Annotated in this window: 18 protein-coding genes; 16 read left to right on the plus strand and 2 right to left on the minus strand. The window is 55.3% G+C overall.

The window, feature by feature from the left end; all coding sequences use genetic code 11:
• Positions 1–119 precede the first annotated feature (119 nt).
• A complete protein-coding gene (locus AC58P5_RS19850; protein WP_497389557.1) occupies positions 120–5,132 on the plus strand; it encodes a glycosyl hydrolase family 18 protein in 5,013 nt (1,670 codons plus the stop codon).
• Positions 5,133–5,235: 103 nt separating this feature from the next.
• Here AC58P5_RS19850 and AC58P5_RS19855 read toward each other — a convergent pair whose 3' ends face one another.
• Entirely contained in the window at positions 5,236–6,186 is a 951-nt protein-coding gene (locus AC58P5_RS19855; protein WP_497389559.1) for a DMT family transporter, read from the minus strand.
• A 97-nt stretch (positions 6,187–6,283) separates the two neighbouring features.
• Here AC58P5_RS19855 and AC58P5_RS19860 point away from each other — a divergent pair, with 97 nt between their 5' ends.
• The 3 genes from AC58P5_RS19860 (at position 6,284) to AC58P5_RS19870 (ending at position 10,028) form a co-directional block, all read left to right on the plus strand.
• Positions 6,284–7,156: a LysR family transcriptional regulator gene (locus AC58P5_RS19860; RefSeq protein ID WP_497389561.1), complete on the plus strand. Its 873-nt coding sequence runs from the start codon at positions 6,284–6,286 to the stop codon at positions 7,154–7,156.
• Between the two features lie 103 nt (positions 7,157–7,259).
• Positions 7,260–9,629, plus strand: a complete 2,370-nt coding sequence (locus AC58P5_RS19865; RefSeq protein WP_497389563.1) for a TPM domain-containing protein — start codon at positions 7,260–7,262, stop codon at positions 9,627–9,629.
• A gap of 219 nt (positions 9,630–9,848) precedes the next feature.
• A complete protein-coding gene (locus tag AC58P5_RS19870) occupies positions 9,849–10,028 on the plus strand; it encodes a hypothetical protein (protein ID WP_497389565.1) in 180 nt (59 codons plus the stop codon).
• A 3-nt stretch (positions 10,029–10,031) separates the two neighbouring features.
• Here AC58P5_RS19870 and AC58P5_RS19875 read toward each other — a convergent pair whose 3' ends face one another.
• Positions 10,032–10,943, minus strand: coding sequence for a serine/threonine protein kinase (locus AC58P5_RS19875; RefSeq protein WP_497389567.1), 912 nt, complete (start codon positions 10,941–10,943; stop codon positions 10,032–10,034).
• A 225-nt stretch (positions 10,944–11,168) separates the two neighbouring features.
• Here AC58P5_RS19875 and AC58P5_RS19880 point away from each other — a divergent pair, with 225 nt between their 5' ends.
• The 12 genes from AC58P5_RS19880 (at position 11,169) to AC58P5_RS19935 (ending at position 21,321) form a co-directional block, all read left to right on the plus strand.
• Positions 11,169–11,846 carry a response regulator transcription factor gene (locus tag AC58P5_RS19880; protein WP_497389569.1) on the plus strand — a complete coding sequence of 226 codons (678 nt, stop codon included), beginning with the start codon at positions 11,169–11,171 and terminating at the stop codon, positions 11,844–11,846.
• Positions 11,843–13,204 (plus strand): sensor histidine kinase, encoded by a 1,362-nt coding sequence (locus AC58P5_RS19885; RefSeq protein WP_497389571.1) that lies wholly within the window; start codon positions 11,843–11,845, stop codon positions 13,202–13,204. The genes AC58P5_RS19880 and AC58P5_RS19885 overlap by 4 nt, the downstream gene beginning before the upstream one ends.
• Before the next feature lie 76 nt (positions 13,205–13,280).
• Entirely contained in the window at positions 13,281–14,195 is a 915-nt protein-coding gene (locus AC58P5_RS19890; protein ID WP_497389573.1) for an ABC transporter ATP-binding protein, read from the plus strand.
• Complete coding sequence (locus AC58P5_RS19895; protein ID WP_497389575.1) at positions 14,192–14,905, plus strand: ABC transporter permease; 714 nt, start codon at positions 14,192–14,194, stop codon at positions 14,903–14,905. The genes AC58P5_RS19890 and AC58P5_RS19895 overlap by 4 nt, the downstream gene beginning before the upstream one ends.
• A gap of 1 nt (position 14,906) precedes the next feature.
• The gene (locus AC58P5_RS19900; protein WP_497389577.1) at positions 14,907–15,647 is read left to right on the plus strand and encodes an ABC transporter permease; all 741 of its coding nucleotides are present in this window, start codon (positions 14,907–14,909) and stop codon (positions 15,645–15,647) included.
• 168 nt (positions 15,648–15,815) lie between these two features.
• Positions 15,816–16,685, plus strand: coding sequence for a DMT family transporter (locus AC58P5_RS19905; RefSeq protein WP_497389579.1), 870 nt, complete (start codon positions 15,816–15,818; stop codon positions 16,683–16,685).
• A gap of 143 nt (positions 16,686–16,828) precedes the next feature.
• Positions 16,829–17,725, plus strand: a complete 897-nt coding sequence (locus AC58P5_RS19910) for a diacylglycerol/lipid kinase family protein (RefSeq protein ID WP_497389581.1) — start codon at positions 16,829–16,831, stop codon at positions 17,723–17,725.
• Positions 17,726–18,086: 361 nt separating this feature from the next.
• Complete coding sequence (locus tag AC58P5_RS19915) at positions 18,087–18,389, plus strand: hypothetical protein (RefSeq protein ID WP_497389583.1); 303 nt, start codon at positions 18,087–18,089, stop codon at positions 18,387–18,389.
• A 233-nt stretch (positions 18,390–18,622) separates the two neighbouring features.
• The gene (gene rluF / locus AC58P5_RS19920) at positions 18,623–19,312 is read left to right on the plus strand and encodes a 23S rRNA pseudouridine(2604) synthase RluF (protein ID WP_497389585.1); all 690 of its coding nucleotides are present in this window, start codon (positions 18,623–18,625) and stop codon (positions 19,310–19,312) included.
• Positions 19,313–19,367: 55 nt separating this feature from the next.
• Entirely contained in the window at positions 19,368–20,129 is a 762-nt protein-coding gene (locus AC58P5_RS19925; protein WP_497389587.1) for a threonine/serine exporter family protein, read from the plus strand.
• A 15-nt stretch (positions 20,130–20,144) separates the two neighbouring features.
• Complete coding sequence (locus AC58P5_RS19930; RefSeq protein ID WP_497389589.1) at positions 20,145–20,570, plus strand: threonine/serine exporter family protein; 426 nt, start codon at positions 20,145–20,147, stop codon at positions 20,568–20,570.
• Positions 20,571–20,742: 172 nt separating this feature from the next.
• Positions 20,743–21,321, plus strand: coding sequence for a uracil-DNA glycosylase (locus tag AC58P5_RS19935; RefSeq protein ID WP_497389591.1), 579 nt, complete (start codon positions 20,743–20,745; stop codon positions 21,319–21,321).
• Positions 21,322–21,327: the final 6 nt, after the last annotated feature.

Here is a 21,327-nt window from a genome sequence, read left to right on the forward strand (position 1 = left end):
TTAAGTTCATGCCAAGCGGCTGAATTTAGAAGCAGTGCCTGCGAAGAGACCGCACTGGAGGTGAGAAGGATTCCTCTTTGGAATGGCATTGTATAAATTTGATGAAATTGGGGTGTAGTATGAAAGCGCTTAAACAATCTTTTGTTTGGAGATGGCTTGTTTTACTTATATGTACAAGCATGGTCTTTTCAACTTATCTGACTGTTGTTTCGGGACAAGCAAGCGCCCAACCGGCCGATATTAAGGGGCATTGGGCAGAGAAAGAGCTTGGCGAATGGCATGATAAAGGCCTGATCGAAGGCTATTCGGACGGCTCTCTTCAGCCGGATAATGCCATTACGCGCGCAGAGCTTATGGCGCTTATTAACCGGTACTATAAATTAACGGCTTCCGCTTCGATCCAGTTTACGGACGTTACGGCGGAGCAGTGGCAGTATGAACAAATCAGCAAAGCGGTGGCAGCCGGGTATGTGGACGGCTACAGCGACGGAAGCATCCGTCCCGACCAGCCGGTCAGCAGACAGGAATCCGCGGTCATGCTGGCCAAGCTGCTCAAACTGGACACTTCTTCCGAAGACGCGTTGTATAAAATTAAAGACGCGGCGTCGATTGCCGATTGGAGCAGAGGCGCGGTAAGCGCTATGGTAGCCAAGGGAGTGATCGAAGGCTACGAGGATGATTCTTTCCGCCCGGCAGGCAAACTGACCCGCGCAGAGACAGTAGTCCTGCTGGGCCGCGCTCCAACGCTACAAACCGTTTCCTATGACAAGGCCGGTACGTTCGGGCCTGCATCGGGAACCGAAACGGTTAACGGGAACGTTGCCGTTCATGTATCGGGCGTTACCCTGCAAAACACCGTCATTCAAGGCAACCTCCTTCTGGGCAAAGGCATCGGAAACGGGGATGTCACCTTGAAGAACGTGAAAGTATCGGGAACCGTTACGGTCAACGGCGGCGGAGAAAATTCCATCCACTTCGTAGATACGGTTCTGCTCAAAGTTGTTGTCGATAAGGAAACCGGTGTGGTCCGCCTCGTGGCCCAAGGAAATTCCTCCATTCAGCAAACGATTGTCCAATCTTCCGTTAAACTGGAGGAAAGCGCCCTTACGGGTGCCGGCTTTATCGATGTGATCTTCCCGAAAGAACTCCCTGCCGGTTCTACGGCACAGTTGATCGGCGCGTTTAATTCCCTTAACGTGCTGGCTTCCGGCATCAAAATCGAGATTTCCAAAGGCTCCATCGCCAAAGTAACCGTGGACGGAAGCGACACGACACTTGCAGTGGGCAGTGACGCGAGCATTGTGTCTCTCGTGCTGAATGCTCTGGCCAAGATTACAGGCTACGGCTCCGTTGAAAACGCCACGGTAAACGAAGGCGGCAAAGGCTCGTCCTTCGAGAAAGCTCCCGTCAAAGTGGATGGCCCGCAGAAAGGCTCCATCATAATCGGATTGCCGATCGGCGGCGGCTGGGGCGGTTCTGGCGGCAGCTCCGGCGGCGGTTCCACGGAAACGGCCAAGAAAGTCATCGCGTATGTGCCCGGCTGGAAAAACTGGTCGGCCTCCAACCCGATCGACGCGGCCAAGCTGACGCACATCAACTATGCATTCACGCATGTGAAAGAAAATAAAATCGTCGCTCTTCCGGGACAAAACGACGATGCGAATTATGCTTATCTGCAAAGCTTGAAGAAAGACAATCCGAAGCTGAAAATCCTTCCTTCCGTCGGCGGATGGGGAGCGGACGGCTTCTCGGATGCGGCACTGACCGACAGCTCCCGCAATACGTTTGCGGACAGCCTCATCGAGTATGTCAAGAAATACAAGCTGGACGGTGTCGACCTGGATTGGGAGTACCCGACGCAAAGCGCCGATGGTGTAATGAAGGCGCGGCCGGAGGATAAACAGAATTTCACGCTGATGCTTCAAACGATTCGTGAGAAGCTGAATGCTCTGGGAAGCCAGGACGGCAAATATTATGAATTGACGATTGCTGTCGGTGCTACCCAGAAATACCTCGACGGGGTTGAAATCGAGAAGATTACTCCGCTGCTGGATAACATTAACCTGATGACCTACGATTTCCATGGCGGATGGGACACCAAAACCGCTCACCATACGAATTTGTATGCCGGTGATTTGAGCGTAGATTCAACTGTTAAGCTGTATCTGGCCAATAAAGTTCCGGCAAGCAAAATCGTAATCGGCGGAGCTTTCTACAGTCACCTGTGGACGGATGTGGAAGCGGCTGGCGGTAAGATCGTGGGCCAAAAAGCCGTCGGTAACGGTGCAACACCGACTTATAATGAAATCATTTCGAATTATAATGAAGCTAACGGCTACAAGCGCTATTGGGATAATGAAGCCAAAGCACCTTACTTGTATAGCGAGCAAACGAAAATATTCCTTTCTTATGACGACCCGCAATCCCTTCATGAAAAAGGAAACTATGTGCTGAGCCAGAAACTCGGCGGAGCTATGTTCTGGGAGTACAGCCAGGATCAGACGGGCGCCCTGCTGGACGCGCTTGTCAAAGGCGTGGGTAGCCATGCTTTGAATCCTGACACGACAACCGTTCCCGCCGCACCTGTAGTTACAGGCGTAAGCGAGGGTAAGACCTACAAGACTGGCGTACTGCCCAACTGGAAGGACGCGGCAGGCACCGCAAGCGGCGCTACGCTGAACGGAGCCCCTTACACCAAGGGAACCGGCATTATCGAAGCGGGCGAATACACGCTTGTCGTTACCGCAGCTCACGGCAAAAGCGGCAAAACGGCTTCCACGACCGTGAAGTTCAAAGTCGAGCCGGAAACGAAGGTAATCGCCTACGTGGCCGGATGGAAGAACTGGTCCGACGCCAAGCCGGTCGATGCAGCCAAGCTGACGCACATTAACTATGCGTTTACGCATGTCAAAGACAACAAGATCGTGCCGATTGAAGCACAGAACGACGAAGCCAACTACGCTTACCTGCACAGCCTGAAAGCACAAAATGCGGATCTTAAAACGCTTATCTCCGTAGGGGGATGGGGAGCGGACGGCTTCTCGGACGCGGCATTAACAGAAGCTTCCCGCCAAACGTTTACCGACAGCATCATCGAGTATGTGAAGAAATACAACCTGGACGGCGTCGATCTGGACTGGGAGTACCCGACGCAAAGTGCCGACGGTGTCATGAAGGCGCGGCCGGAGGATAAACAGAACTTTACTTCCCTGCTGCAATTGATGCGCGATAAGCTTAACGCGCTTGGTCTGGAGAATAACCGTTATTACGAGTTGACCATCGCGGTCGGTGCGGGAAGCGGTTATCTGAAGGGCGTTGAAATCGATAAAATTATTCCGGTGCTGGATAACATCAACCTGATGACGTATGATTTTTCGGGCGGATGGGTTCAGAAGACGGAGCACCACACTAATCTTTACGGAACCGGCGCCAATAGTGTCGATCAATCCGTACAGCTTTATAAGAACAGCGGTGTACCTTCCAGTAAAATCGTTATCGGAGCCGCGTTCTATAGCCACTTGTGGACGAACGTGGAATCTTCCGCGAACAACGGTCTCGGTCAAAAAGCCGTAGGTACTGCGGCTACGCCGACCTACAGCGTGACTCTCGCGACTTACAGCGAAGCCAACGGATATACCCGATACTGGGATCAGGCTTCCAAAGCTCCATACCTGTATAATCCTCAGACAGGAATCTTCATCTCGTTCGACGATCCTGAGTCCATGGCCGAGAAAGCGGCTTATACGCTGAAAGAGAAGCTCGGCGGAGCTATGTTCTGGGAGTACAGCCAGGACGAAACGGGTGCCCTGCTGGATGCGCTGGTTGACGGGCTGAAAGGCAACCCTTACACGCCGGACACCACTTCCGTACCTGCCGCACCGCAGATCGCCAATGTAACGGACGGAGAGACCTACACGACAGGTGTGCTGCCCAACTGGACGGATGCACCGGGTACGGTCGGAGTGGCTACGCTGAACGGAGCGGAATACACCAAAGGAACAGGGATTACGGAAGCAGGCGACTATACCCTGGTTGTCACGGCTGTTCACGGCAGAAGCGGTAAAACGGCTTCTACGACCGTAAAGTTCAAAGTAGACCCTAGAAAGAAAGTTATTGCTTATATCGCCGGCTGGGAAGACTGGTCCGTCACGAATTCGGTTTACGCCAATAAACTGACGCACCTGAACTACTCCTTTACGCTGGTGAAAGACAACAAAATCATTACGCGTCCGGAGCAAAAGGACGACCAGAACTATCAATATATTCATAGCCTGAAAGCACAGAATCCTAACCTTAAAGTGCTGATTGCCGTAGGCGGCTGGGGAGCGGACGGTTTCTCCGATGCGGTTTTAACTAACGAAGCCCGCGACACCTTCTCGAACAGCATTATCGACTACATTAAGAAGTACAATCTGGACGGCGTGGATATCGACTGGGAATATCCGACGATCAGCGCGGACGGTGTAATGAAAGCAAGACCGGAAGACAAGCATAACTACACCTTGTTCCTGCAAATGCTCCGGGACAAGCTGAATCAGCAAGGGCTTGACGACAACAAATATTATGAAATCTCGATGGCGGCAGGCGCAGGTCCAAGTCACTTGAAAGCTCTAGAAGCCGAGGAGATTTCCAAATATCTGGATAATTTTAATATCATGACCTATGATTACTCAGGCGGTTGGGTTCAGAAGACAGAGCATCACACGAACCTTTACGGACCGGGACTCAGCATGGATACCGTGGTTAAACGGTTTATAGACGCAAAAGTGCCGGCTAACAAAATCGTCATCGGCATGGCTTTCTATAGCCATCTCTGGACCGATGTGAAGTCGGCTGCCAACAACGGTCTGGGACAGGCTGCAACAGGCAGCGGCGCTACTCCGACGTACAACGAAATTCTGGAGAAATATAACGCGGCCAACGGCTATACCCGTTATTGGGACGACGCTGCCAAGGCACCGTATCTCTTTGACGGCAGCACATGGCTTTCCTACGACGATCCCGAATCCATAACGGCGAAAGCCCAGTATGTACAGGATCAGGGATTGGGCGGTGCGATGTTCTGGGAATACAGCATGGACAAATCGGGCGCTCTTCTCGATGCATTGATCCAGGTAATCCCCGTTCAGTAATCGCGGATTCACAAGGATGCAGAATTAACGGATAGGCGTATAGCAAAAAAAGAAACCGGCGGAAGGCTTAGCCCTTCCGCCGGTTTTTCTTGTTCCCGGACCGTTATTTATAATCCCTTGCCTGTGCCAAATTCGCGCAAGGGGGAAGATCTTTGGATTTTTTTGCCTTGGCGGCAAGGAAAGAACGGCGCGGCACGTTCACGAGCACGATGCTGACCACGATGAGGATCAGTCCTGCCAACAGGTTGATCGTAATCGCTTCGTTCATGAAAATGGCGCTGACGGTGATCGAGATCAGCGGAATGAGGAAGGTGAACGAGGCGACTTTACTCGCTTCGCCCGAGCCGACCAGCGTGAAGAACGTTAGCCAGCCCAGCGCAATGACGAAGATCGAAATGAACAGCAGGCTGAAGATAAAGGGGCCGGTCCATGCGATGTCCGAGACGCTTTCTGTGGAGAGGCCGGTGCCCGTCAGAACGACTCCGCCCATCAGCAGCTGCATCGTTACCATCCAGATGGAGTCGACGCGTTCGCCTGTTTTTTTCATAAAAACGGTCCCGAAAGCCCAGCTAACCGCAGAACCGAGCGCCAGCAGAATGCCCGTAAAGGAGATATGCCCGCTCAGTCCGGCCGAAGTAATGGTCGCCACCCCGGCGAAGCCGAGGAGCAGGCCGAACATTTTCAGCCCGTACATGGATTCGCCCAGCCACAGCCAGGACAGAATTCCGAGCAGCACCGGCTGGAAGAACACGATAGCGGAGAAGAGTCCAGATGGCAGGTAACCGAGACCGACCGTCTGCAGGCCGTAGAACAAAATGATGTTCAGCACGGCGGAAATCAAATAAATGTGCCACGTCCGCTTGAAGTCGAGCTTCTTGTATCTCGGAATTGCGACGAACAGCAGCAGGAAGCCGCCGATCAATGTACGAATACCCGCGAATAGCAGAGGCGGTGTATAAATGAGCGCGTGCTTGGTCAGAGGCCAGTTGATCCCCCACATCAAGACCAGAAACGCGAGCAGGAAAGCCGTTCGTTTACGGGAAGAACGTTCCATATGAATCACTCCTTGGTTAGAACTGCTTTCTTATGATACGATGGGTTATAAGATAAATAAAATGAATAATTTTTATGAGGAGCATAAGCGAAAGGTTATGACCATTACTCAATTTCAGGTTTTTGTGAAAATAGCGGAGACGGGAAGCTTCACCAAAGCGGGCTTGGAGCTCAACATGACGCAGCCTGCCGTGAGCCACGCCATCTCAAGTCTTGAGGCCGATCTGGGCATCCATTTAATGATCCGGGACCGGAAGAACGGGATCACCCTGACCCATATCGGGAAAAGGGTGCTCATTCAAATGCGCGAGATTTTGCAGCGCGTCGAGAACATCGAGCAGGAAATCGCGGCGGAGAAAGGGCTGGAGGTCGGAACTGTCCGCATCGGCGCGTTTCCTACAGCCGCGGCTCATTTTTTGCCGAAGATCATGAGCACGTTCAAGCAGAAATATCCGAATCTCCAGCTGGTGCTTCATGAAGGCACGATTGCCGAAGTGAAGGAGTGGCTTTCGACGCGGTTTATCGATGTGGGACTTGTTATTTTTCCCGATGCGGATATGGAGATCGTTCCTCTTTTTAGAGACAAGATGGTGGCAGTTCTTCCGGAGACTCATCCGCTGGGAGGCAGGAGTTCTCTTACGATCCCGGATTTGAGCGGGGAACCGATGATTTTGTGCAGAGGAGGATACGAGGCCCCGATTATCGATTTGTTTCAAAAATCGGGTGCGGAGCTCCAGCTCGCTTTTGCGGCGTCCAATGTCGCGACGGTGCTGAATATGATCCGGGAAGGGCTCGGACTCGCTATCTTGTCCCGCTTGTCCTTATCCGCCTTGCCCCCGGGACTGGTTACGCTCGATCTGGAGCCTCGCGTCTGCCGCGATATATCCGTAGCCGTGCCTTCATTGAAAGAAGCTTCGCTGGCGGTGCATTTATTTATTCAAATGGCCAGAGAGCTTTTTCCGCGGGAATGAAGGGGAGGAATACGGCGAAGGTTTTTATGACGGAAAAGGAACAGAACCGGTATTTTCGGGTAAGGAGCAAGTAACAGATCATTCGAGCGAAAGGGGAACAACGATGAAGAGAATCCGTGTGATAGGGCTCGCCCTTCTTCTGATATTTCTTACTTGTACGGCTGTGTTTGCCGCGGCGGTGCCCCGGAATAACGGAATCGTTACCGATCCCGTCGGTTTGCTTACACAAACCCAGGCCCGTCAGGTGGAAAGCGGACTGAAGAACAAAGATTACGAAGTCTTTGTGCTTACCGCGAAAGGTTTAACCGAAAGTGAAGGAGAGCGGCTTGCTAATGAGGCTTACGATCAATGGGAGCTGAGCCGGAATCAGCTGATGCTGGTCATCACGACTCAGCCTAATTTTGTTCATCTGGTTTATGAGAACGAGCAGCTGGCCGCGGCCGTTGCGCGAAGCAAAGCGAAGAATGCCAAAGGGATCGTAGACCTTAAGTTTGTGCCTGCCGCCGGAGAGGGCAAGATTGGAGAAGGTATCCTGGCGGTCAGCGGTTACGTGAACTCGCTTGCCGGAGCGGGAGCTTCATCCGGATCAGATATCGGCTCGGGAGCCGGTGATTCTTTGGGCAGCATGGCCTCGATTCTTCCGGTTGTTCTGGGACTGGCCGTGATCGGAGCGGGCATTTGGGCTTTCTGGCAGTACAAAAGAAGGGCCGCGGCCCGGAAACGGCTGACGGAAGCGAAACAACTGCTCGACGGGACGCAGCCGGTGCTGAACGGGATGCTGTTTTCGGAAGTTTTTCAGGATCTGGAGAAACAATTTTTACAGGGGGAAACAAAACAAAAAGCCGCCGAGCTGGAAAATGCGGTAGTGCGGCTGCAAGGGGAATCCGAAGAGCTGGGCGGACGCCTGACGGCACAAAAAATTCCTTTCCTCCTTAACGCCAAGGCGGAGGCTGAGACAAGGAAGCTTCTCCAAGCCGTACAGGAATTTATCAAAAAGCTGGAGCCGTACAGGACGCAGCTCGCGGAGATCGAAAAGCAATCCACGGAAGTCAGAAAATCCGTGAGCCGGGCAAAGACCGGCATCGCCGAAGCGGAGGAAGCTATAGAAGCGCTTGCCCGCCGGACAGGTTACTCGTTGACTGCCCTGAGGAAGCATGCGGAACAGGCCAAGACGGCTTATGCCAAGGCCGATGAGCTGGACGAATTCGACTTTATGCAGGCCGAAACGTCAGTCGAAGCCGCTCTGAGGGAGCTGGATTTCATCAAGAAGTCGGTTAAGGACTTCGAATCGCTGGAGGCGCGGCAGCCCGGATTTTTGCCTGAAATTGAAGCGCTGGAAAAAGAACTCCGGGAAAAAGCGCGGCGGGAAAGCCTGCTGCTTACCGATGGCGACCCGTACGCCCTGCTTGAGCAGGCAAGAGAGGAGACAGCCCGTCTGGGCACTCTGCTGGAAGCAGGCGATACCGAAGAGGGCGATCGGAGCGCGGCCGCCATAGAGGAGAGCATGGAGGCCGCCCGCAGCCTGGTGGAGGCGATGATCGCCGACAGGGAGTCCGCGCGGAAGACGGCTCATGAGGCCGAGGAGCTGACGGGGGACCTCGGCTCATTTGACCGGGCCTACCCGGAGGAGTCCCTTAAAATCGCCCGCGATTACGCGGAAGTGCACCGGCGGGAGCAGCAGGCCGATTACACCCGCATGATGCGGGCGCGAGAAGAGCTTGGCCGGCGGCTGACGGAGATCCGGTCCGGGCTCGCCCCGGACGTCCAGGAGTACCGCTCGGCCCGGGAGGCCGGTACGGAGGCCCAAGCGCTGATGACCGAAATCCGCGAGCTGCGCATGCGGATTCTCGGTTATCACGACAGCTTGGACGCGCGGGTCCGGACCGTCCGGCATGGGCTGGACGAGGAACGCGGGCGGCTGCGGCAGGCGGCTTCCGCTTTCGGGGAGCTGCAGGTGGAATCACCGGAGTTGTCTGCTATGATCAGCGACGGCGAAAGCAGGCTGGCCCAGCTTGAGCAGCTGGCGCAAGCGCCGGTGCTCGACGTGGACCTGCTGGAAGAGCGCCAGCGGGGGCTGGCCGTCCAGGCCGGGCAGGCCGCGGAGCGCGTGCAGCAGCTGCTGCGGGAGAAAGAAGAGACGCTGCGCACGATCAGGCAGCTCGAAGGAGAGTACCGGAGCCGGCATGACCGGTACGGCGGCAGCATAAGCCTGTCGCCTTATTCCTCCGGCTACGAGACGCTGATGGAGGAAAGCCGGCGGCTTATCGCCCGGGGACTCTTCGCGGAAGCAATGCAGCGCATCTCGTCCGGCCAGCAGCTGTTGGAGCAGATGGACCGGGACTATCAGCGCCGGATGTACGAAGAGCAGCTTCGCCGCAGAGGCCCGGGCGGGCCGGGGGGCGGCTCCTCGGGGAGTTCCGGCTGGGGCGGAGGCTCTTCCGGAGGACGATCCTCGGGATCGTCCAAGTGGTAAGGTGCCGCGTGGCGTGGTAAACGCAGACAAGTTGTGGAAATGAACGAAAAGAAGGAGGGACCGGTTTAGGTTTCCTCCTTCTTTTTTTGCAGGTTAACGAAGGGGGAAGGTCACTATCCCTGACTTCTTGGGTAAAAACTGACCAAGGGGAGATATTCTGCCCGATCTGAAACGTTTACGCCGCCTCCCCGTATAGTACACCCAAAAGGAGGTATGGCCATGCTAAAAAAATTGCTGACTAAACTTCTTGGTACCGACAAGCACAAAGGCTCCCACTACCGCCCCCACAGCAGCAGCGACGATTTCCGCAGACATTCCCACAAGAACTACAACGGACACAATAACTACGGTCACAACCACTACAAGAAAAAACGTTCATCCAGCTCCTACAGCAGCTGATCCTCATCCTTCAAGTTCTGCCAGAATTCCATCGATTTCGCTTTGTATCTCGCTCGCACGTTCATAAGGCTGTTCCGTCAAAAGCAACCGGCGGAGCAGCTTTTTCGTTCCGGGATGCAGAAGAAGCTCCTTTTCCCAGCTCAGTTCGGCGCCTTTTGCCGCATGTTCGTTTTTCGCGGAATAGGTGCTGTACAGCAAAAATAAAAGCAGATGACCGGCCGCGTAAAAATCGCTGGTCACATGGACCGCCCTCCGGTATTTTTTCTCCGACGGATCGTCGTCGTCCACATCCGCATCCGGGCGGGGGAGATGTTCCCCGGCAGGGCTGTCCGCAGCGGCGCCGTCGGAACTTACCGTCCGGGCGAGCCCGAAGTCGATCAGCTTCACCTGGTTCCCGTCCAAAAGCACGTTGGCGATGGAAATGTCCCGGTGAACGATTCCCTGATCGTGCAGCATTCCGGCAAGCTCCAACAGCCGCCGGACAAGCAGTAAAGCTTCTTTCTCGGAGAAAGCTCTGTCCTCACGGAAAAGCAGAACATCGAGCGAGCTTCCTCGTACATATTCCATCGTAAAACAAAACTCGCCCCGCCAGCGGAAAGCCTCATAGAATGCCGGAATATTTGGATGCCGCAGCTGCCGGAGCATAGCGGTTTCCCGGCCGAAGATGTCTTCCGCCCGCTTTTTGCCGCCTCTTACGGGCGCTACCCTTTTCAGCACCACCTGCTGTCCGTTATTCGTATCCAGGGCCAGATAGGCAACGCCGAAGCTGCCGGCTCCGAGTTTTTCCACGATTCTGTAGGTTCCGGCAACTACGGTCGCTTTTCGAAAAGGCAAGCCGCGTATAGACCGGAGGCTTTTGCCGAAGCATTTATGAAGACAGGTATACAGGTGCTTGAAGCGTTTGGGCATCCTCATGGCAAAGCCTCCTTTTTCGGCTGGTATTACGACCTGAGATCACAATCAAGGCAGGGAGAATAATGACCACTAGGCGGGAGGCGGCATTTTTTTATCCATCCGTAACCTCCGCATACTATAAGCATGTTATACGTAAAAGCGCCGCCCGAAGTAGCAGTCTCCTTTTGACAATTCGGCGGATGTCTTTGTAAAGTAACGGTAGCGAGACTGGAAGGAGCTAGAAGCATGGCCGTTAAACAAATTTTGTACATAGAGGACGATCCCGAAATCGGCAAATGGGTCAACAGCCACTTGATCGAGCGGGGGTACGAAGTGAACTGGCTGAAATCCGGAGAGAAGGCGGCGGAATACTGGGAGAAAAGCGACCTGGTCATTCTGGACGTGATGCTTCCGGGACTTGACGGTTTTTCGATCGGGCAGCGGATGAAAAAGAATTACCCGGATACGCCCGTTCTGATGCTCTCCGCGCGGACCTCCATAGACGATAAATTGCAGGGCCTTCAGTTCGCGGACGATTACGTGACGAAGCCGTTTCATCCGGATGAGCTGGCGGCTCGTGTCGAAGTGCTGCTGCGGCGTACGGGCAAACTGGCGCAGGCGGAGCTCACGCTGCATCATTTGCAGGTAAATATGGAGGAGAACCGGATCGTGGACACGCGGACCGGAGAAGAAATTATTTTGACGGGAAAACAATTTCAGATTTTCATGTACTTCCTGCGTCATCCGAATCAGATTCTTACAAAAGAACAGCTGTATGAAGGGGTCTGGGGAGACCCTTACATCGACGGGGACAAAACGCTGATGGTTCATATCCGCTATCTTCGCGAAAAAATCGAACGGGACCCCAGCCAGCCCGAAATCGTGGAAACGATCCGCGGCATCGGTTACCGGGTGAGAGCATGAAGTGGCGTCACTCGCTGCTGGTCAAATATTTGTGCATCGTGGTGTTCGCGATGCTGATTTGGCCGGTAATTTTTCCGATGGCCGCTGTTCTGTATTATTTGCCGCATTCGTTCAAGACCCAGGAAGAGAACCGGAAGACCAACCCCTATGCGAGGGGGAATGACATCGAGAAGTTCTGGCACGGGGAGGCCAAGAAGCTGCAGGGTGCCGGAGACGAGGGAATCGACAAGCGGATGCGGGAGCTGAAGGAGAAGTATCCGAAGGCGGATCTGTTCTGGGTCGACGGCAGCGGCAAAACGCGTTTAACCCTGCCTGAACGATCGGATCTTCCCGCTGTCTGGGAAGCGGCCGATACGATCTCTTTTATGAAAAAGAGCTACGACGGCGATCCTTTTACAGCGGTCGCTTTCGTGGGAGAAGACGCTGCTCAGGGGTTTATGGTGATGCAGATTCCGCGGGCGCTGATGAAGGAGGAACGGCCTATTTACAGCGACAGGTATGTCATCGGCCTCGTCCTGCTGGCCTTCGGCTTGTTCCTGTTCATGTCGTGGCTGTTTTTCTACCGCATCCGCAAACGTCTCGTTCACTTGGAGGAGGCGATGGCGCTGCCGGAGGGCCGGGATATCCCCCATCCGATAGCCGTCAGCAAGAAGGACGAAATCGGGCAGCTGGAGCTGGCCTTCAACCGGATGATCGAGGAGCTGACGACGAGCCGCCAGCGGGAGCGGAAAGAGGAAGGCCTGCGAAAGCAGCTGATCGCGAATCTTTCCCACGATCTGCGCACGCCGCTGACGATTATCCGCAGTCATGCTTATTCTTTGCGGAAGGAGCCGATTTCTACGGCAGGCAAGTCTTCGCTGACGCTGATTGAGGCGAAGTCCGACGATCTGAACCGGCTCATCGATAACCTGTTGTCGTATACGCTGCTTTCCGCCGGGAAGTACCCGCTCCAGCGGACCGAAATCGACGTGGCCCGGCTCGCCCGGACGTCCGCCGCCGCCTGGTATCCCGTATTCGAGGAAGAAGGCATGGTCATGGACGTCGGTGTGCCGGAGCACCCCGTATACTGGAAAGCCGATCCCCAGTGGATGAACCGGATTCTGGACAATCTGTTCCAGAATGTGCTTCGCCACGCCAAGTCCGGCGGATATATCGGGCTGCGCACCGAGGAGAGGGAAGGCCGGACCGCTCTGGTGATCGAGGACAAGGGTCCGGGCATGAAGGCGCCGTCGGCGGAGAAGGGGGCCGGAATCGGCCTCACGATCGTCGCCCTGATGGTGAAAGACATGCATCTGGGCTGGGACGTCGTCAGCTCGCCGGAAGGAACGTCGATCTATTTGTTCCCCCGCGACCGGTGATTTTAAACGAATTTTAAACAATCCGCACCCTGGGATTAACCTTCGCTCTTTAACATAAGGGGCGAGGTGATTTTCCATGAACGAAATGATTATTCAAACCTTCGGGTTGTCCAAACAATACAAATTGAGAACTGCCGTGGACAACGTAAATCTCCAAATCCGAAAAGGAGATATTTACGGCTTTCTGGGGCCCAACGGCGCGGGGAAAACGACGACCATACGGATGCTGCTCGGCTTGATCCGCCCGACGAAGGGGACGGTCCAGCTGTTCGGCAAAGACCTGCGCAAGGAGAAGCTGGCGATTTTGCGCAAGGTCGGCTCCTTGGTGGAATACCCTTCCTACTACGGCCATCTGACCGCTTACGAAAATCTGGAGGCTATCCGCCGTATTCTCGACGTACCGAAACAGCGGATCGACGAAGTGCTGGCGATTGTCCGCCTGACGAAAGAAGCGAAGCGCCCGGTGAAGGGCTACTCGCTCGGGATGAAGCAGCGTCTGGGCATCGCCGCCGCGCTGCTGGGCAGCCCCGAGCTACTCGTGCTCGACGAGCCTACCAACGGGCTCGACCCGTCAGGCATCCTAGAGATCCGGGAGCTGATCAAAAGCATGCCGCAGCAATACGGCGTGACGGTGCTGGTATCGAGCCACCTGCTGAGCGAGGTGGATCAGATGGCCAGCCGCGTGGGCATTATCCGCGGCGGCTCGATGATCTTCGAAGACACGATCGAGAGCCTGCGCAGAAAGGCGGGCGGCCAGATCCGCATTGCGGTAGACGCGCCGCAGCAGGCGCTGCGTACCGCCGCCTCGGCCGGCTGCTTCGCGGTGGCCGACGAGTCTTCGCTTCTTCTCGAGGAAATTCCCGATGAGAAGATCGCGCAGGTTGTAACCGGCCTGGTCCAGGCGGGACACTCCGTCTACCGGGTAGAAGAGAAGAAGAAATCGCTGGAAGATTTCTTCCTGGACCTGGTAGGGGAGGGAGACAGCTTATGACCGGCAGAGTACTGGCCGCGGATTTCCTGAAAATCCGCCGGACGCTTGTCTGGTTCCTCGTGCTGCTCGGTCCCGCAGGCGTGGTCGGCCTGCAGGCCGTTAACTTCGGGCTGCGTTACGACTACCTGACCAAGCAGTACGCGAACGATCTCTGGTACGGGCTGCTCTCGAACGTCCAGTTTCTAGCGGCCCCGGCTCTGCTGCTCGGCATGACGCTGCTGACGTCGATGATCGCGGGCTACGAGCATCAGAGAAATTCCTGGAAGCAGCTGCTGGCCCTGCCGGTTTCCCGCTTCAGCGTCTTCATGTCGAAGCTGCTGCTCGTTCTCATCCTGCTGCTTGTGTCGTGCCTCTTGCTGGCGGCGGGATCCGTGCTTCTGGGCTTCCTGCTCGGCTTCGGGATGAACGTTCCCGTTATGCACCTCATCCGCATCAGCCTGTTTCCGCTTCTCGCCGGCATCCCGATCCTGTCCATTCAGCTGTGGCTGTCCGTAGCGGTCCGAAATCAGGCCATCCCGCTGACGGCGGGAATTCTGGGAACCGTACTGAGCCTCTTTTCCATCCGGCTGCCGGACTGGTTCCTGTGGAAATGGCCGCTGCTCGTGAACGAGGCCGGACGGCCCGAGCTTAACGTTTGGCTTGGAATCGGCACGGGCATCGTCGTGTTCCTGATCGGGCTGACTCATTTTACAAGACAGGATGTGAACTGAGATGGCCGCTTTCTTTAAAATACTGGGTGCCGAGTGGCTGAAGCTGCGCAAAACGAACATTTGGCTGCTGATTTTCATCTCGCCGCTGCTCGCTTTTGCGGCCGGGCTAGCCATGACATTGCCATCGAATGAACCGCTGATCGCATGGGCGCTCCTGCTGAGCACGATGGCCGTCATTCATGCGATGCTGTTCCTCCCGCTGCTGACCGGCGTATTCGCGGCTTTCGTGTGCCGCTACGAGCATACGGGCGGAGGCTGGAAGCAGGTGCTGGCCCTTCCGGTGTCGCGCTCCAACCTGTTCATCGCCAAGTTCATGCTCGTCATCGGACTGCTCGCCGTTACCCAGCTGCTGTTCCTTGGCGGCTTGGTCGGAGCGGGCTTGATCAAAGGGCTCGGCGCAAGCATCCCTTGGAGCCACCTGCTGTGGCCCGTCCTCGGAGGCTGGCTGGCTACCCTGCCGCTGGCGGCGCTGCAGCTCTCGGTATCCGTCGCCTGGGTGAGCTTCGCCGCCCCGCTTGCGCTCAACGTTATCTTTACGCTGCCGAACATTCTGGTGGCCAATTCCGAAACGTACGGCCCGTTCTATCCATGGGCGCAGCCGTTCCTGGCGATGCTCCCGGCGACGGATGACAGCTTCGGCTCGCTCCACGTTTCTTTTGAAACGCTGATCTATGTCATTCTGGGAGGCTTCGTCGTTTTCTTCCTGTCCGGTCTGGGTTATTTTCAAAGAAAAGAAATTTGATGAGATTTTACGGATTTCTCCCAATTTTCTGGATAAATGATAGAATGAGAGAAGGTGCCTGAAAGGTGCATCTTCTCTTTTTTTCGTTAAGGAAAGGCGGAGGCGCACGGGGCGAAAATTTTCGGAAAAGCTCCGCAAGGTGTGATTCGATTAAAGAGGTGTTGGCGGTTGAACGGGTTAATCGGACTTTTATGCCTCATTTGGGGCTACAACTGGGTCATTATGAAGCTTGCTAACGGCGTATTTCCTCCCGTACTGTTCGCGGGGTACCGCTTCGGAGTGGGGGCGGCCGCTCTGCTGCTGTTCTGTCTGTTCAAGAAGGTTCCGCTTCCGTCACGGAAAGACTTGAAATGGTTTATCCTGTGCGGCATTCTCCAGACGGCCTATTTCAATCTGGCGATCCAGATTTCGCTGGAGGATATCAGTGCGGGACTTACCTCCGTGCTGACGTACAGCATGCCGCTCTGGCTGACGCTGATGGCGCACTTTCTCATTCCGGGCGAAAAGCTTACGACCCGCAAAACGATCGGGCTGATCGCAGGGATCATCGGCATGTTCTTCGCTTTGGACGTGCGTCTCGGAGGAAGCTTCTGGGCCATGCTGCTGGCTCTGTCGTCGGGGCTCGCCTGGGCCGTTTCCAACGTGATCATCAAGCGCAAGCTGGCCCACTGCGACAACCTCCAGTTTACGACCTGGCAGATGGTAGCGGGAGCGGCGGGGCTGTTCCTGTATTCGGCCGTTTTTGAACACGGGGAGAGCCGTTGGGGACTTATGCCTGCGGTTTATGTCGGCTTTGCGGGCATTGTCGCTTCCGCGTTCGCTTTCGTTCTGTGGTTCCATATTTTATCGCGCGCCGAGGCGGGCAAAGCATCCGTTTCCCTGCTGCTGGTACCGGTCATCGGCGTTCTGTCGGGCGTTCTTTTCTTGGGTGAGACTTTGAGGGCAGGCACTGTGACGGGCATCGTCTTCGTGCTGATCGGCATCTGGTTCGTCAATTCGAAAAAGCCGGTCCGTAAGGAAGGACGTGCAGCCGGATAAGGGGCCGCGTGCAAACGGAGTAAACGCGGGCAAGCGGGATGGCGAAACCCGGATACGAGTTTCCGGAAAAGTGATCTGAATTTCTGCAGCGGGGTAAGTACTGGCTAGAGATGGAAATTGGTGTAAGCGGAGGAGACGGGAGCATGTTCAAAAAAGCGATTCTGATTCATAACGGCAGCGCCGGACAGGCGGAAACGGGCAGCAGGCTTGGAGCGGTGATCGGTCCGCTTGCGGCGGGGATTGAGGAACTCACGCTGGTGCAGACGAAGGAACCGGGAGATGCGGAGCGGATCTGCCGGGAACGGGGCGAGGAGACGGATCTCCTTCTCGTACTGGGCGGCGACGGAACGGTCCATGAATGCGTGAACGGGCTGGCGCCCCTGGCCGATCCGCCCGTCGTCGGCATTCTTCCCGGCGGGACATGCAACGACTTCTCCCGGGCGCTCCAAATTCCCCAAGAGCTGGAACGGGCCGCGGAGACTCTTATGCGGGGGAAGACACAGCAGGTAGATATCGGACAGGCCAACGACCGGTACTTCTCCAACTTCTTCGGTATCGGCCTTATTACCGATGCTTCGGTCAATATCAACCCGCAGCTGAAAGGGACGATCGGCAAGCTGAGTTATTTTATCAGCACGCTCCAGACGGTAACGTCCGCAAATCCTTTCCGCTTCACGCTGGAACACGACAGCGGGCAGACGGGCGGGGAAGCGGTTATGCTTTTCGTCGCAAACGGCCGGTTTCTCGGCACAAGGCCGCTGCCCCTGGCTTCGGATGCTCTTTACGACGGCGTCCTGGATGTGGCGATTATCCGTGAAGCCGGTCTTCCGCTTCTGAAGGAGCTGTTCAAAATCAAAAATTTCCAGGAATGGGATTCAGAGAAAAGCAGCTTCGAGTTCATCCGCACCACTTCCTTGAAGCTGACCACGGATCAGCCTATGCAGGCGGATATGGACGGGGAAATTTATGTGCAGACTCCGGCGAGTATCTCGGTTCTAGGAAAAAAGCTGACTTTCCTCGTGGGGGAAGAACAGCCGTAAAAACAAGCGGCAGCCGTCAGTAAACAGGCTGCCGTCTTACCGTGTGCGACTACCACCGGTACGTGACCATCGCTGCGCAACGCCGTACCGCGTACCGGGTGCTCTGCAGCGCAGGATGAAAACCGGTGCATGAGATTGTAGAGTGAACGCCGAATGGGGCGAACCGCGGCCTCTCAAGGCATTCTCTCCGGGTTCCCGCGTTATTGAATTGTACGTAAGCCCTATTCGACAGACAAAAACGCCCGGATCTCCTCAAAAGAGACGGGCGTTTCCCTTTTTTCTACCGGCATCCGGAAACTTCTTCGTTCTGCTTCGTATGAATGGTGTATATGGAAGAAATCTCACGATTACGGAGGCTGCCATGGAATCGAAAAAGAAGTTAGGAACCGGCTCTACGCTGTTAAGCAGTCTGGGCGTTCTGATGCTTGTCGGGAGCTACCTGATCTCGGAGAATCCTGCCGGAGGCGAGTCGGTGGGCATTCGGCTGCTTTTTTATACCGCCATCGGTTCGCTCGCCGCAAGCCTTGTGCTGGGTTATGCCGGCATGCTGAGAGAGGGGCGAGGGTTTCTGAAAATTGCCGCAACAGGGAGCGTTTTTCTGGTCGCCGGGGCTTTGATTGCGGCCCTGCTGCTGATGGTTTTTGCCGAGTTCCAGGAGCCTTGATTTAACTTGCTATTCCCTGAAATTCCGTGCTTTCCCGTTGCCGTGCACTTCTCCCCTGCCCAAAACGTATATCTTTCTCATCTTCCGTTTGGGTGTAATGCCATCAAGACGGGGAAGGAGCCGTTTTTGTGACAGAGCGGCGGCGCGAATTGCATCCGATTATGGTACAATACAGGCATATAAATCGGTGGGAACTCACAACCTAACAGGTAAAAGAAGGGGATAGCAGCTTCATGCGGATCAATAAATTCATTAGCGAAACAGGCATTTGCTCCAGACGAAAAGCGGATGAGCTTGTGCAAGCCGGACGTGTGACCATTAACGGGGTTCCGGCGGAGCTGGGCAGTACGGCCGAGCCGGGGGACGATGTGAGAATCGACGGCAAGCCGCTGGGGACCAAGAAGAAGTCCGTTTATATAGCGTTGAATAAACCGGTTGGCATCACGTGCACGACGGAGCGTCACATTCCGGGCAATATCGTCGATTTCGTGCGGCACCCGGAGAGAATTTTCCCGATCGGCCGTCTCGATAAAGACTCGGAAGGCCTTATCCTCATGACCAATGACGGGGATATCGTCAATAAAATTTTGCGTGCGGAAAATAATCATGAGAAAGAATATATCGTTACCGTGAACCAGCCGATCACGAACTCCTTTGTGCAGGGCATGTCCACGGGCGTCCGCATTCTGGGGACGAAGACGAAACCGTGCAAGGTTACCCGCATCAACGACCATACCTTCCGGATCGTCCTGACGCAGGGGCTGAACCGGCAAATCCGGCGCATGTGCCAGGCATTCGGGTATCAGGTGTACCGGCTGCAGCGGGTGCGCATCATGAATATCAAGCTGGACGGACTCCCCAAAGGAAAATGGAGAGACCTGAGCGAAAGCGAGTTTACCCGGCTGACGGAGCTGCTGGATTGAGAACGGCGGCCGTGCAGGCAAGCATCTTAGCTACATCCACAGGAAGAGGTGCGCGATGGAACAGGCGTCCAGTCCCGGTCAGACTTATAAAATCGTAGATGTGTGCCTGCTGGCGGGAAAAATTATGCTCCAGAACGGAGCGGAAACGTATCGGGTGGAAGATACGATGACCCGCATCGCGGCCTCTTACGGCATCCATCATACCCACAGCTTCGTGACCCCGACGGGGATTATATTCTCCGTGGACGGCAGCGATCCGACCAAGCTGGTCCGGATCTCCACGCGGTCCACCGATTTGCACAAGGTGACGCTGGTCAACGGCCTCTCCCGCAAAATAAGCGACGGACAGCTTGACCTTCAGGAAGCTCACAGGCTGCTTCTCAAGGTGGACAAGGCCAATCTGGCCTACCCCGTTGCCCTCCAGATTGCGGCGGCGGCCGTGTCCAGCGGCTGTTTTACGATTATGTTCAACGGCGGCTGGCCCGATTTTCTTCCGGCCGTCGTCACGGGCGGGCTGGGCTTTATCGGGTTCCTTATTTTTCACCGTTATGTACTGATCAAGTTCGTAGCCGAATTTCTGGCTTCCTTCATCATCGGCATGCTGGCCTCTCTGTTTATATGGACAGGGCTTGGGCAGGAGCTGGACAAAATCATCATCGGCTCTGTCATGCCGCTTGTGCCGGGTCTGCTGATCACGAACGCCGTGAGGGATTTGATGGCGGGCCATCTCGTGTCCGGCTTGTCCAAGGGCGCGGAAGCTTTCTTGACGGCGTTTGCCATCGGAGCCGGAATCGCGGTCGTCTTTTCATTTTATTAACGGAGGAATCCCTCAATGATTGCACAGCTCGTAACGAGTTATATCGCCTCCGCCGCCTTCGGCATTATTTTTAACGTTCCCCGGAATACTTTGATCCAGTGCGGTTTCGTAGGGATGATGGGCTGGCTCGTATACGTCGCTCTCGTGCGGAGCGATACCAATGCCATCGTGGCCACTTTGGCTGCGGCATTCTTCGTGACGGTGATATCCCGGGTTTTCGCCCGTGTCTACAAGACCCCCATTATCGTGTTCAGTGTGGCCGGGATCATTCCCCTCGTTCCGGGAGGCATGGCCTACGATGCGATGCGTTCTTTCGTGGAAAACGACTATAATCTTGCCGTCCAGCTTGCCGCCAAAGCGTTTATGATTTCCGGTTCGATTGCCGCCGGTCTTATTTTCTCCGAGGTGATGAACCAGCTTTTTAAAAGGCCGAAGGCATAGCCCGGTTTCGAAATACCGAGGTTTGGCGCTAACGCTGCCGCAGCCCCGACCGCCCGCTGATTTCATGCGGGTGGTTTTTTAATTGCCCTCCGGTTTTAACTCAGGGGAAAGCAAGTAAAGAAAGAGCCGAAGGGTCATACTACTTCCAAAACCGAAGGTCGGTGCAATGCCCATGGCGAATTTTACCCCCTCCATCCTGCCGGAAGAAAAAACCCCGTCTCATGCAGCAGGCTGCAGGTTGTGCGAGCTGGCGGATCAGCGGCAGCGGGTCGTCTGGGGAGAAGGGGACCCGGGTGCGAAAATCGTGCTGATCCTGGACAATCCGGGTGCCCGGGAAAACCGGGAAGGCGATCCGTTCCTCTGCGGAACGAGGGAAACGCTGCAGGTCGGTCTGCATGAAGCAGGGCTGGACATCCGATCCGTGTATGTCACGTATCTGCTCAAATGCCGTCCGGTCAGAGCGTATGACAAGCCTGCGGCAAGGGCCGCGTGTTTTCCTCATTTGAAGGCCCAGCTCGGAGCCAAAAATCCGCAAATTTTGTTCGGTTTCGGAAACACGGTCGTCCAGACCTTGTTTGCAGACGAGGAGAAGGACGTCAAAGGCTTAAGGGGCGGATGGCATACCGTAATGGGGCTGCCGATAGCTTTTTCCTATCATCCTTTAGCGGTCCGGCGGAGGCCGGTTTTGATGAAATATTTTATCGAAGACTTGTCCCTTCTGGCAATAAAATCCGAGGAATTACTGGAATAGACAAGC

The organism is Paenibacillus sp. JT31N7 (assembly GCF_059692095.1).